The organism is Polaribacter sp. R77954 (assembly GCF_044595335.1).
Lineage (GTDB): Bacteria > Bacteroidota > Bacteroidia > Flavobacteriales > Flavobacteriaceae > Polaribacter.
Genome location: NZ_CP138992.1, coordinates 2,958,656 through 2,972,997, shown reverse-complemented (window position 1 = coordinate 2,972,997; position 14,342 = coordinate 2,958,656). Strand labels below are relative to the sequence as shown.

Annotated in this window: 10 protein-coding genes; 3 read left to right on the top strand and 7 right to left on the bottom strand. The window is 31.3% G+C overall.

Annotated elements, in window-relative coordinates; all coding sequences use genetic code 11:
* Positions 1–7 precede the first annotated feature (7 nt).
* The 4 genes from SJY27_RS12940 to SJY27_RS12925 form a co-directional block, all read right to left on the bottom strand.
* Positions 8–1,087: a serine hydrolase domain-containing protein gene (locus SJY27_RS12940; RefSeq protein ID WP_397445276.1), complete on the bottom strand. Its 1,080-nt coding sequence runs from the start codon at positions 1,085–1,087 to the stop codon at positions 8–10.
* A gap of 105 nt (positions 1,088–1,192) precedes the next feature.
* The gene (locus SJY27_RS12935; protein ID WP_397445275.1) at positions 1,193–2,965 is read right to left on the bottom strand and encodes a tetratricopeptide repeat protein; all 1,773 of its coding nucleotides are present in this window, start codon (positions 2,963–2,965) and stop codon (positions 1,193–1,195) included.
* Between the two features lie 135 nt (positions 2,966–3,100).
* The gene (locus tag SJY27_RS12930) at positions 3,101–3,319 is read right to left on the bottom strand and encodes a hypothetical protein (protein WP_397445274.1); all 219 of its coding nucleotides are present in this window, start codon (positions 3,317–3,319) and stop codon (positions 3,101–3,103) included.
* Positions 3,320–3,750: 431 nt separating this feature from the next.
* Positions 3,751–4,170, bottom strand: coding sequence for a CBS domain-containing protein (locus SJY27_RS12925; RefSeq protein WP_397445273.1), 420 nt, complete (start codon positions 4,168–4,170; stop codon positions 3,751–3,753).
* 156 nt (positions 4,171–4,326) lie between these two features.
* Here SJY27_RS12925 and SJY27_RS12920 point away from each other — a divergent pair, with 156 nt between their 5' ends.
* Positions 4,327–5,607 (top strand): FAD-dependent oxidoreductase, encoded by a 1,281-nt coding sequence (locus SJY27_RS12920; protein WP_397445272.1) that lies wholly within the window; start codon positions 4,327–4,329, stop codon positions 5,605–5,607.
* Positions 5,608–5,662: 55 nt separating this feature from the next.
* Here the strand turns inward: SJY27_RS12920 and prfA are convergent, their stop codons facing one another.
* A complete protein-coding gene (prfA, locus tag SJY27_RS12915; protein ID WP_397445271.1) occupies positions 5,663–6,739 on the bottom strand; it encodes a peptide chain release factor 1 in 1,077 nt (358 codons plus the stop codon).
* 69 nt (positions 6,740–6,808) lie between these two features.
* Between prfA and SJY27_RS12910 the strand changes: the two genes are divergently transcribed.
* Complete coding sequence (locus tag SJY27_RS12910) at positions 6,809–7,243, top strand: DUF6265 family protein (RefSeq protein WP_397445270.1); 435 nt, start codon at positions 6,809–6,811, stop codon at positions 7,241–7,243.
* Here SJY27_RS12910 and SJY27_RS12905 read toward each other — a convergent pair.
* Positions 7,240–8,532, bottom strand: a complete 1,293-nt coding sequence (locus tag SJY27_RS12905) for an ATP-binding protein (RefSeq protein WP_397445269.1) — start codon at positions 8,530–8,532, stop codon at positions 7,240–7,242. The two genes, SJY27_RS12910 and SJY27_RS12905, sit on opposite strands and share 4 nt — an antisense overlap.
* 316 nt (positions 8,533–8,848) lie before the next feature.
* Between SJY27_RS12905 and SJY27_RS12900 the strand changes: the two genes are divergently transcribed.
* Positions 8,849–11,593: a prolyl oligopeptidase family serine peptidase gene (locus SJY27_RS12900; protein WP_397445268.1), complete on the top strand. Its 2,745-nt coding sequence runs from the start codon at positions 8,849–8,851 to the stop codon at positions 11,591–11,593.
* Positions 11,594–11,702: 109 nt separating this feature from the next.
* Here SJY27_RS12900 and SJY27_RS12895 read toward each other — a convergent pair whose 3' ends face one another.
* A complete protein-coding gene (locus tag SJY27_RS12895; protein ID WP_397445267.1) occupies positions 11,703–14,252 on the bottom strand; it encodes an adenosylcobalamin-dependent ribonucleoside-diphosphate reductase in 2,550 nt (849 codons plus the stop codon).
* Between the last annotated feature and the right edge of the window lie 90 nt (positions 14,253–14,342).

Genomic DNA, 14,342 nt, shown 5'->3' with positions numbered 1-14,342 from the left:
TTGGTGATTATTTAAACTCGTTGGTCAATAATTCTTGAATTATAGTATTGCGTTGTTCTGCAGAGTAGTCTTGTTGATTACTTAACAAAACAATAGTAGCATCGTATTCTGGTATGAAACCAATCATACTCCAATATCCATTGATATCACCTCCATGCCAGTACATTGTTGTATTTCCTTCTTGGGTAGTAAACCAGCCTAAACCAAAATCGGTATAACCACTTGGTACGTTTTGAGTAAATATTTCGGTTTTTTCTGCAATTGTAAACCAATTGTTTTTTACAGCATTTATCCATGTTTCCATATCTTTTGGGGTACTACTAAAATTACCTGCACCAAAAGCGATTGTCATTGGGTAGGTACTATTTTCACTACCATTTAAATAACCCTGAGCGTGTATATTTACATCTACTATATTTGTGCCTTTATAAGTAGTTGTCATTTGTAAAGGTGTAAGTATTTTTTGTTGAATATAATTGTGATAAGGCATTTGAGCTACTTCTTGAATTAATAAAGCAGCAATAAGAAAATTTGAGTTGCTGTATTGCTTATCTGAACCTGGTGTAAAATCGAGACCATTTATAGTAACTAATTCTTTAATTACTTCATAAATATCTTCTTCATCTAAAGTTTCTCCCTGATTGTAAGCCTCTTCTACAATAAGTTGATAATTTGGAATACCCGATTGATGCGATAGTAATTGTGCAATACTAATTTGACTACCGTTTGGAAATTCAGGGTCAAATTCATCTAAAGTTTGATTAAAACTATTAATTAAGCCATCACGTTTTAATTGTACAATGCTAGCTGCGGTTAATGTTTTGCTCACTGAACCAATGCGATAAGCGAGATTGTAATCTTGCGCCAAAGCTGTGGTTTGGTTTGCTAGTCCAAATCCTTCTCTCACTAAATCGCTACCGTTTTTAGTTACAATGGCATACCCCTGAAAATCAATTTCAGTTAGTAAATTTTCAATCGTTGTGTAATTGTTTGTCGGCGTGTTATTGTCATCATCTTTTGAACAAGATGTAAAAAGGATTATGGTAGTTGCCATAAATACTACAAAAATTTTGTATAAAGTTGTCATAACTATTCGTTTTTTAATTATTAATTAAATGATGATGCAAAGATTCATCAGATCACTAAAGCAATCGTCCTGAATTATAATTTGAAACGAACTCAATAAGATTTGCTACGAATTGGCTTTTAACCAAGCCTTAGGGGTAATGCCCACTGTTTTTTTGAAGTACGTATTAAAGACGCTTTTAGAATTAAAACCGCTATCATAAGCTAAGCCAAGAATAGTTAGATGGGCATTTTTAGGGTCTAAAGCTATGGTTTTGAAATAATTTAAACGATACGAATTGACAAAGTCATTGAAATTAATATCAAATGCTTGATTAACTAAATAAGACATTTTATTTGTATTTAATCCTAAAACATTAGCTACAAATTTTAATGTTAATTGCGGATTTAAATACGGTTCGTCTTCCTTAAAATAAGACAGCAGTTCTACTTTAAGAGCTTCTATTTGTTGGGTATCCAATAGAATTGATGATGTTTCTTCTTGTTCTATTGGAAGAGGTTTAACATCTTTTAGAACCAAATTTGAGTGATGCAATTCAAAAAATCCATTTAAATTTTGCAAGGGTTTAAAAAAAGGTTCTTGCCTAAAGTTGATGACTTGACCTCGTTTATGATTAATCATTTCCTTTAAACGTAAAAATCCTTTGTTGCTATGATTTGAGTTGCTTAAAATAAACGCATCATATGGAACCAACATCGTTTTATTATGCCTATTTATATTCCATTTATCAATAATTTGTTGCGGAACTGTTACTGCATTATCATTGATAAGATTAAACAGTATTTCTTTTTCTTCGATGAGTGTAGTGTTTTGAATATGGGCAATAAACTCATGCTTTTTATTTAGCCATATTAAACAAAAGCATTTTAAATGATGTGCCAATTCTAGCTGAGGGTTTAACGTTAGCGCATAGTCTATTGCTTTTAGTGCTTTATCAAATTGACGTTGATAGTAGTAAATATGAGCTAAGGTGTAATGATTGTTCGCCGAAAGCGGATCTACCTCTAATAGTTTGTTAGCATATTGTAACGCTATATCAAAAAAACCGAGCGCAATACATAATTCTGCCATTGCTTCTAAACCGTCTATGTGATTTGGGTTTATCTCTAAGACTTTGTTTATATGTAAGTAAGCATTTTTAAAATCCCATTCTTCCCAGAAAAACTTACCTACAAAAGACAAGGGATATTCTGGTAAAGAGGTATCTATTTCTTTAGCAATTAGTAAATTACTTATTGCTAAATCCATCGCTTCTTGGTAGGGCATATAGCCCCACATTGCCAATAAGCCATAGCATTGTAAATTGGCGTAGTATGCTTTTGCATAATTCTTATCGAGCGCAATGGCTTGGTTGTAAAATGTAATAGCCTCTTTTATGCTTTCGGGTGTCCATTTTAATTGTAATGAACGTCCTTTTAAAAACAATTGGTAAGCCTCAATATTATTTGTGGGTTGTTTAATGAGATGCTCTTGCACTTCAAAATGCCCGAAATTGTTTCTTACTTCTTCTGCAATCGCTAAACTAATTTCGTCTTCTAATTCAAAAATGTTAATCAGTTCTCTATCGTATTTTTTAGACCAATAATGTATACCATCACTTACATCTATTAATTGAGCAGTTATTCTAACCTTATCTTGTGCCTTTTTTATACTCCCTTCAAGAATTGTATTTACACTTAATTGCTTACCAATTTCCCTAATATCAATATGCTTTCCTTTAAAAACAAAAGATGAGGTTCTTGCAATAACTTTTAAGCCATTAACCTTTGTTAATGCATTGATTATTTCTTCGGTAATTCCATCGCAAAAATAGTCGTTATCGATATCACTGCTCATATTAACAAAAGGAAGGACTGCTATGGATTGCGTATTTTTCATAAACATGGCAAATTTATAAAAACTATAAATTATTTTTACTTTAATTAAAATTTGATTTAAAATTTTAATATGACTTACCTGGAGCTTACTGAAAAAGTACCATAACAAACATAGGATGTAACTTAGCTTTGGGATTTACGATAAACTATACATGGATTCATTTAACACATTAGTTTCTTGAACTCTCCATTCTCTTTCACCAGATGTTATGATGTTGACACCTGATTGTCCTATTGAATTTCTAGCATCATCTTCTAGAAAGTTACTTATTAACAAACCAAAATTGTATTGGTTTTTCTTAAAAAATACACTCCCAAAATCTGATTCTACGTTACAATTCCAATTTTTATACACACGATTGCTATTTAGATTGTAACAAATTTCTACCCTTTTCAGTTAGCAATGAATCATAAGAAATGAATTCAATTTACTCAATAGATGTAAATATTCCTTATGATTCGTTTTTCAAAAAGTTGGTATGTGTACTTAATCCATATCTATTATATAAATTAAGTAGTAAATAGACTAAAAATCAAGCCATAAGAGTAGAAATACTGTTTGAAAAATATTCTGATATAGAAAAAGCATACGAAGTTTAAATAAATCTACACTAAAAAAAAAATGAGTCTGCAGAACTTTATTGAAAATGTTTCAATATTAATTTCTACAAACTCAAAACTACACTAACTTAAACACTGTTTTTAAATTAACTTTAGATTGATATTACAATACAAAAACCATAACTTACTTATAAACAACAGACAATAACCAGCACTCAGATTAAATTAATTTAATTGTGCCAGCAAATACATACTTAAATCTGTAGTGGTAATAATGCCTTCTAAAACACCTTCTTTAACTACTGGTAAAGCATGAAACTCTCTTTCTGAAAATATTTTTGCCACATCTCTTATACTAGCTTCAGGACTAATCATCGTTAAGTTTTTTGCCATTACTTGCTGAATCGTAAACATATTATAAACAAACGCATCTACATTTTGCTCGTTATTTGTTGCATCTGCAAAACTAATTCTTAACAAATCAGAATAACTTAACATCCCTACAATTTTACCTTCATCTACAACAGGAATGTGTCTTATTTTATTTTTTTTAAATAATTTCTCAGCTGTTTCTAAATTATCAAAAACACCTAATGTTATTAAATTAGTAGTCATTATTTCGGAAATTGGTGTTCTTTTTTTCATCTTGTAAAGTATTGATTAACACATCAAATTTTGCAATTAAATAGTATTTAATTTATGATTTTCATCATATTACAAATTGAAAAATATTTGTATTATGAAAGGCTTTATCATCAAACATAGAAGTAGTATCTTTATACTTATAATCGTTACTGTTTTATGAAAAAATCGGACTACAACATACATATTATTGGTGCAGGTATAAGTGGTTTAGTTGCTGCTCAAGTTTTAGAAAACCATGGATATTGCCCCACAATTATTGAAGCCTCTAACACTTTTGGTGGTAGAGTACAATCAGATATTGTAAATGATTACATTTTAGATCATGGCTTTCAGGTGCTATTAACCTCTTACCCTGCTGCAAAACATTATTTGAATTATACTGATTTAGATTTGCAAAAATTTTTACCTGGTGCCACTATTTTTAAAAACGGAAAACAACAAACTATTGGAGACCCTTTGCGTAGCTTCTCGTTATTATTTCCAACACTTTTTGCTTCGGTTGGCAATTTTGCTGATAAAACAAAAATTTTAAAACTAAATGCTCTTTTAAAGAAGAAAAAAGTAGTTGAAATCTTTAGAACTGACGAAAAATCGACCTTAAAATATTTACAAGATTTAGGTTTTTCTGAATCGATAATTAACGATTTTTTTAAGCCTTTTTTTAGTGGCATATTTTTAGAACCCAATTTAGAAACCTCAAGCAGAATGTTTGAGTTTGTGTATAAAATGTTTGGTGATGGTTTAGCTGTATTGCCAAAAGGTGGAATTCAAGAGATTCCAAATCAGTTAAAATCGAAACTAAAAAACACCACTTTTCTTTTTGATTCTCCTGTAGCCCAAGTAAAAGACAACAAAATTATTTTAGTAAATGATAAAATTATTCAGAGTAATATGACCATTATTGCTACTGAAGCCAGCAATTTAATTGCCAATTTAAAAAATCAAGAAACCGAATGGAAAAGTTGTGATACTTTTTATTTTGAAACCCATCATTGTGTTATTAGTAAACCATTAATTGGTTTAATTGCTGATGAAAATGCACTTATTAACAATATTTTTTATCATACTAGTTTAGCAACTTCATCTAAAGGAAATAAAGAATTACTCTCTGTTACTGTTGTTAAAAAGCACAACTTATCAAAATTAGATTTAATTTTAAAAGTTACTGAAGATTTAAAAAAATACTGTAATATAGACGCTGTAAACCTCTTAAAACATTATCATATTAAAAAGGCTTTACCCCAATTAGACAACTTACAGTATGAAATATCTAGTACAGAAACCAAATTAAAACCAACTGTATTTTTAGCTGGTGACCAATTGTTAAATGGTTCTTTAAATGCTGCCATGATTTCTGGAGAAAGGGCTGCAATTGGTGTGATTCAAACTTTAGAAGATGGTTTGATTGTAGATGAATTAACTTCTGAATATTCATAAAATAAAAAACCTCGAAAATGAATTTCGAGGTTTTTTATTTTATGAGATAGGTGCGTTAAATACTATCTCCCAATTCTTTTAATTTTTCTGTATTTTCAGCCAACATTAATTCATCAATAATTTTCTGAATATCGCCATTCATAATGTTAGGCAAATCGTATAAAGACAATCCTATTCTATGGTCTGTAACTCTACCTTGTGCATAATTATACGTTCTAATTTTAGCACTTCTATCACCAGAAGAAACCATAGAACCACGTTTTAACGCGTCTTCTGCATTTTTCTTAGCCAACTCTAAATCATACAAACGAGAACGCAATACTTTAAAAGCTTTTTCTTTGTTTTTATGCTGCGATTTTTGATCTTGACATTGTGCTACTAAACCTGTTGGAATGTGTGTTAAACGCACAGCAGAATAGGTTGTATTTACAGATTGCCCTCCAGGACCTGAAGAACAGAAAAAATCGATTCTTACCTCTTTTGGGTTGATTTCTACATCAAACTCTTCAGCTTCTGGAAACACCATACAGGTTGCTGCAGAAGTATGCACACGACCTTGAGTTTCGGTTTGTGGCACTCTTTGCACACGATGTACACCTGCCTCGAATTTTAAAATTCCGTAAACATCATCTCCATTTACCTCGAACTGAATTTCTTTAAAACCCCCATTTGTACCTTCGGAATAATCTACTGTAGAAACTTTCCATCCTTTACTTTCGCAATATTTGGTGTACATTCTAAATAAATCCCCTGCAAAAATACTGGCTTCATCTCCTCCAGTTCCTGCTCTTAGCTCTACCACAGCGTTTTTAGAATCTTCTGGGTCTTTAGGTATCAATAAAAATTTAATTTCTTCTTCTAATTGAGGAATTCTAGTATTGGCTTCTTCGATCTCCATCTTTGCCATTTCTGTCATTTCTGCGTCAGATCCGTCAGCAATAATTTCTTTTGCTTCTTCAATATTGTTGGTTAAGGTTTGGTATTCATCTCCTTTTTTAACAACATCTCCTAAATCTTTATACTCCTTCATCAATTGCGCATAACGCTTCTGATCCATAATGATTTCTGGCTGAATAATTAAATCAGAAACCTCATCATAACGTTGTTTTACAATTCTTAATTTATCTAACATCTTCTACTCTTTTCTTGGATTGCGAATTTACAATTTTTATAGGTATATTTGGAAAAACCAATCTTTTTTATGCGAAAACTATATTTTTTATGCGCCTTTTTATTGATTGTTTCATGTAAAAAAGAAGTTAATTCTTTAAAAAAACCTACTTTTTTAATTGGCGAATGGAAGCGTTTAAATGATAAACCTGGAAGCCAAACCTATGAAATGTGGAATACCAACTTAGTAGGTATGGGCTATACCATGAAAGGTAAAAAAAGGTCTTTTCAAGAAATTTTAAGCATTATAAAAATTAACGACACCCTATATTTAGAAGTTAAAGGCATAAATGAAAAACCAACTTTATTTAAGTTTACCAACCAAACAGATACTTCTTTTGTGTGTGAAAATCTACAAAATGAGTTTCCTAAAAAAATCACTTATTTTAAAGATGGTAAACAATTAAAAGCAATGGTTGAAGCAGATGATTTTAGAATTGATTTTATTTTTGATAAAGTAAATTAGTCGTTATTTTTAGGAAGTGAAAAGAAAAAGGTTGTTCCGATTTTCTCTTTACTCTCCACCCAAATTTTTCCTTCATAAAATTCAATTATTTTTTTAACTGTTGATAACCCTATACCAGAAGATTGCCCCTCGTTATCTAACTTGGTGAATACATTAAATATTTTATCGAAATACTTAGACTCGATTCCCACTCCATTGTCTTTTACAAAAAACTCAAAACAATCTTCTTTTTCGGTAAAACCAACTTCTATAATACCTTTTTCCTTATCATTATAGTTAATAGCATTCTGAATTAAATTTTGGAATAGCTGAGTGAATCTCCATGAATTACCATACAAAATAGGCAAATTTTCTTGCACCTTAATAGTAATATGTTTAGGAATTAAAGTGATTTTAATTACCTCTTGCACAATAACATTTACATCAACAATTCTATCTTTAACCTCTAATCGATTTACTTTAGAGTAGTCTAAAATACCTTTAATTAAAAGGTCCATTTTTTCTATATTAAACAATACTTCATTTAAAGATTGTAATGCTGTTTCATCTACCAAATGCTTATTATCGCTAATAAACCAAGTTAAAAGCGTATGCATATTAATTAGTGGCGCTTTTAAATCGTGCGAAACCATTTGTGCATAGTCATTTAACTGCTCATTTTGACTCGATAAATGTTTTAGCAATTCCTCTTTTTTCTCTTCTTGCTTCTGTATTCGCTCTTCTTGTTCTGCCCTTTGAATAATATTCACCAACATATTTGCAAAAACAAACAGAATATTTTTTTCATCTTCAGAGTATGTATGCAACTCTTTTACAGAATCAAAACCAATAAAACCAATTAACTCGTTATTTTTAATTTTAGGAATTGTAATTAAACTTTTAATGCCTTGAGGCTCTAAAATTGCACGTAAACCTAATTCTCCATCTTTAGGTAAAAGGCTAACATTTTCTACATAAAGTGCCTCACCTTTGCTATGAACATCTAACCAATCTTTTACGTGTTCAATAGGTATGTTTTGTAAATTATCAATTTCTGGAACTGTACCTTCACTGCACCATTCATGGGTATTACAACACGTTTCATTCACAAAATCATATGAAAAAATATAACTTCTATCTGCCCCCACAAATTCGCCAATCTTTCTTAAAGATTCTTTAATTAGCTCGTCAGATTTTGATAAATCTGCATTAATATATTTTGTAGAAATGCTTATAAGCAAGTCTTGAAATCGCAACTGATAATCGATTATTTTATCTTTTTCAGTTTGGGAGAGATTATTATTTTTCATCAAATTCGCTTTTTTTAAGTAAAATATTCTTTTTCTTTTAGATAGAGAACAATATATAAAAATACATCTTTTACACGAGCTTTTAAAATGATAAAAAACACTTAACTCATAATTACCTTAACCACGTTTTGAAGAACCACTTTCATTAGCGATTAAACAGACTTTTTATAAACTAATAGCTTTATCTATCTGCGATACACCACACAACAATTTCTTTATCGAAAAAAACACTATCTTAGTTTTACATTTCCTTTTTATTCAATAAAAAGATAATATTGAGTAGCTTTTAACGCACTAACCAAAAATATATAATACCATGAAACAAAATTTTGTGTTTATAAGCATTGTATTTGCTTTTTTCTTTAGCAGTTTTAGTTCTGCTCAAAACAAAGCATTACAACTAGACGATTATAGCAAATGGAAGCGTATAGTATCCTCGAAAATCTCTTCGGATGGAGATTGGTTTGTCTATGGTCTTAGACCAAATGGAGGTGATGATACTTTATTTATTAAAAAAACAACTGCTGCAACATCAGATTTTAGCTATCGCATTCCTTATGCAAGCTCGCCATCATTTTCTAGCAAAAGCAAATGGGCAGCTTATCTTATTTCTCCATCAAAAAAAGCTGCTAAAAAGCTAAAAAAATCAAGAAAAAAAGCATTCAAAACAGCTGAATTAAGAAATCTGATTACTGGTGATTCTATTCGTTTTAAAAGAGCAAAGTCGATGACATTTTCTGAAGATGGGAACTACCTTGCCATATCTTTAGAGAAACCCGAAAGTGATAAATCTAAACATAAAGGGCAAGATTTGCTTATTATAGATTTAACAACCTTAGCCACTTTAAATTTTGGTAATGTTAACGAATTTTCATTCAATAAAAACTCTACCCACATTGCATACACTATAGATGCAGCAGAAATGGTTGGTAATGGTTTGTATGTATACGACCTTATCAAAAACAAACTACAGATTTTAGATAGCGATAGAAAAACTTATAGCAATCTTATTTGGGATGATGCAAACGTACTCAAGAAAGATTGGGAAACTAAAGGCACTCAAATTGCAGTATTAAAAGGTAAAAAAATAGATACCTTAGAGCAGAGAGACAATATGCTTTTAGTAATCTCTAATATGCATCAAACTCCAACCAAAAAGACATTAAATACTAAGAAAACATCTAGTTTTCCTGAAAATTTTGTAATTAGTGAAAAAGGACGCTTGCAATTTAGCAACGATGGTAGTTTTGTTTTGTTTGGAATTAAAGAACAAGAGAAAAAAATAAAGATGTCTAAAGATACCATTGCGAATCTTGATGTTTTTCATTGGAATGATGAAACTATTAATTCTGTACAAAAAAGAAGAGCAAGTAGAAATAGAAACTTTACCTATTGGGCATCATACCAATTTAAAAACGATGTATTTACCAGACTTACTGACGATAGTATGCGTAATTTATTATTCTCAAGAAACTCTGACTATTGGTTAGGTAGTAACCCAAAACCTTATATTAATGATGTAAACTGGGGAGTATCTCCTGCAGATTTATATCGTGTTAATCTAAAAACTGGAAAACGTGATTTAATGGTTAAGTTAATAAAAAGACCTTTAGGCTATTCACCTGATGGAAATTATTACGCAATACAAAAAGACACTGCTATTCATATCATAGATTTAGCAAACAATAGAGTAACCAATATTTCTAAAGCTGCTGATGTAAACTTTATGAATCTAGAACATCCTTATCCTCATGAAAAACCACCTTATGGTTTAGCTGGATGGACAAAAGATGGTGCTTCTATTATCTTAAATCATAAATATGACTTATGGTCATTAAAATTAGATGGTTCTGCTGCTAAAAACATAACGCAAGGCTTGGGAGACAAAGAAGAAATTAGATTTAGATACCAAAACCTAAATACTAATGATCCTTACATAGACACCAAAAAACCACTACTCTTAAATGCTTATGGAGAGTGGACAAAAAAAGCCGGTTTTTACGAATTAAAACTGGGTAAAAAACCAAAAGCATTACTTTTTGATGACTATGCATTTACTAGAATTATGAAAGCAGAAAATGCTGATAAGGTTGTATTCACCAAAGAATCTTTTGTAACGTTTCCAGATTACCATATTACTAATCTTTCTTTCAGAAAACCTAACAAGTTAACGGATGCGAATCCGCAGCAAAAAGAATACAAATGGGGTTCTAAAGTGTTGGTTGATTATACAAACAGTAAAGGAGATAAATTGCAAGGTACACTTACCCTTCCACCAGATTATGAAAAGGGTAAAAAATATCCTATGGTTGTGTATTTCTATGAGAAAATGTCTAACAGACATCATCGTTATTATATGCCATCTTATGATGATCGTCCACATGGTTCTACTTATGCTAGTAATGGGTATTTATTCTTTCAACCAGACAATGTTTACGAGGTAGGAAAACCAGGCACAAGCTCTTTAGATTGTATTACATCTGCAACTCAAAAAGTAATTGATTTAGGCTATGCAGATCCTAAAAAAATTGGGTTACAAGGGCATAGTTGGGGTGGTTATCAATCTTCGTTTATACTCACACAAACAGATATGTTTGCTTGCGTAGTAACTGGAGCACCACCTACAGATCTAGAAAGTTTTTACAATAATATTTACGGAAATACAGGAACCAACCATGTTGGTATTATGGAAATTGGACAAGTGAGAATGGGAAGAGGTGTTACACCATGGACACATCGTGAAATTTATCAGCGAGAAAACCCAATGTTTCATGCGCAAAAGATTAAAGTTCCTTTTATGATATTACATGGAACAGCTGATGGTGCTGTAGATTGGACACAAGGTCTTGAGTTTTACAATGCTGCAAGAAGGTTAGGCAAAGAAGTTATTTTCTTATCCTATCCAGATGAACCTCATCATTTAAGAGTAGAGGCCAATCAAAAAGATTTTCAGATTAGAATGAAACAATATTTTGACCATTACTTAATGGGTAAAGAAGCTCCTAAATGGATGACGGATGGCATACCTCATCTAAACAAACTGTATGATAAAGCAAAATAGCTTTTACTAAAAAATTATCTAAGATTTATTCTTTAACAATAAGTGAACTTAATTATGAAAAACTTCCAAAACAATAATTTGTTTTGGAAGTTTTAGGGTTAGCAAACAATTAACCACATTTAGAAGAGCCACAATCATTGCAAGTTAAACAACCTTCTTGATAAATTAATTTTGTTGAATTACAATTATCACAAGTTTGCCCTTTGGCTTTTGTACCATCTGCAACATATCTTTTTAAGGCACGTTGCACACCGTTTTTCCAAGTATTTATAGATTCACTATCCAACTGTAAACTATGAATCAAATCAATTACTTTATCAATTGGCATTCCATGACGTAAAGTACCCGAAATTAGCTTTGCATAATTCCAAAATTCTGGATTGAATTTGTGAGATAAACCTTCTATAGTGGTTTTATAACCTCTTTTGTTTTTGTACTGAAAATCGTAACGAGAAGCACCATTTTCATCTCTGCTTTTAATAATTACTCCTTTTTCTACAGAACGTGGAATTAAAATTCCGTCTTCATCATCTACCAAACCTGTAAAAATTTCATAAGGTTTATGATCAAAAACCCCTACAAAGGCAATCCATTTTTCTTTTTGATTTTGAAAACGAACCACATCTGCTTCTAATTCTACAGGACGTTTTTTAGGAAACCCTGAGTTTATTGTTTTTTCATCACTTTTCTCATCCGTAGAAATTAAAACGCCAGCTCTAGAACCATCTCTATACACTGTAACCCCTTTACAACCAACTTGCCAGGCTTTTAAATACAATTCGCCCACCAAATCTTCTGTAACATTATTAGGTAAATTTACAGTTACACTAATGGAATGATCTACCCATTTTTGAATGGCGCCTTGCATGGTTACTTTACTTAACCAATTGATATCGTTTGATGTGGCTTTATAATATGGCGATTTTTTAACGAGCTCATTTAATTCTTCTTGCGTAAAATTTTTAGAAGAATCAATATTATTTACTTCCATCCATTGTTTAAATCGATGATGAAAAACTACATATTCTTCCCAAGAATCTCCAACTTCATCCACAAAATCTACGCGAACATCTTTGTCATTAGGATTTACTTTTTTTCTACGTTTATAGACTGGCATAAAAACTGGTTCTATTCCAGAGGATGTTTGCGTCATTAAACTTGTTGTTCCTGTTGGAGCGATGGTTAGTAAAGCAATATTTCTACGCCCATACTCTAACATTTCATAATACAATTTGCTATCTGCTGCTTTTAGTCGTAAAATAAACGGATTCTCTTTTTCTCTAGCTGCATCAAAAATTGAAAAAGCACCTCTTTCTTTGGCTAAATTTACGGATGCTCTATAGGTTTCTACACCCAATATTTTATGAACTTTGGCTGAAAAATCGATTCCTTTTTCGCTTCCATATCTCATATTTAACGCAGCCAACATATCTCCTTCTGCAGTAATTCCTATACCAGTTCTTCTGCCTTCATAAGCTTTTTTTCTGATGTTTAACCATAAATTTTTCTCAGTCGCCTTTACTTCGTCCTTTTCTGGATCTGCATCGATCTTTGCTAAAATGCCATCAATTTTTTCTAGTTCTAAATCGATGATATCATCCATCATTCTTTGTGCTATAGCAATGTGTTTTATAAACAAATTGAAATTAAAACTTGCTTGTTCTGTAAAAGGTTCTTCTACATAAGAAAATAAGTTAATTGCCAATAAACGACAAGAATCATAAGGACATAAAGGAATTTCTCCACAAGGGTTTGTAGAAACGGTTTTATAGCCTAAATCTGCATAACAATCAGGAACAGATTCATTGATAATTGTATCCCAAAACAAGATTCCTGGTTCTGCTGATTTCCATGCATTATGGACTATTTTTTTCCAAATTTTAGTGGCTTCTATCTGCTTTGTATACAAAGGATTTTTACTAAATGTTGGATATTTTTGCGTGTACTTTTCATCGGCTTTTACAGCTTTCATAAAAGCATCATCTATTCTTACAGAAACATTGGCTCCTGTAACTTTTCCTTGTTCTAATTTAGCATCGATAAAATCTTCTGCATCTGGATGATTGATAGAAACCGACAGCATTAAAGCACCTCTTCTACCATCTTGTGCAACTTCTCTGGTTGAGTTTGAGTAACGTTCCATAAAAGGCACAATTCCTGTGGAAGTTAAAGCCGAATTTTTAACAGGAGAACCTTTTGGGCGAATGTGAGATAAATCGTGCCCAACACCACCTCTACGTTTCATTAACTGCACTTGTTCTTGATCTATTTTTAGAATTCCACCATAAGAATCTGACTCGCCATTATTACCAATTACAAAACAATTAGACAAAGACGCAATTTGAAACGGATTTCCAATTCCGGCCATAGGACTTCCTTGAGGAACAATGTATTTAAAGCTTTTAATGACATCAAAAATTTCTTGTTCGGTTAACGGGTTTTTATATTTCTGCTCTATTCTTGCAATTTCTGATGCAATTCTTTGATGCATATCATTTGGTGAACTTTCGTATAAGTTCCCATCAGAATCTTTTAAAGCGTATTTGTTAATCCAAACAGTTGCAGCAAGTTCGTCATTATTAAAATAAGAGAGAGAAGCTTGTAAGGCTTCTTCCCTAGTCACCTTTATTTTAGGTGTGAATAGGGTTTTGGAATTCATGATAAAAGAAATGTTTAAGTTGATTTTAAAGTGATGTGAAGTTCACTAAATCGCAAAACTTAAAAGATGATAATTATCATGAAATTTTAA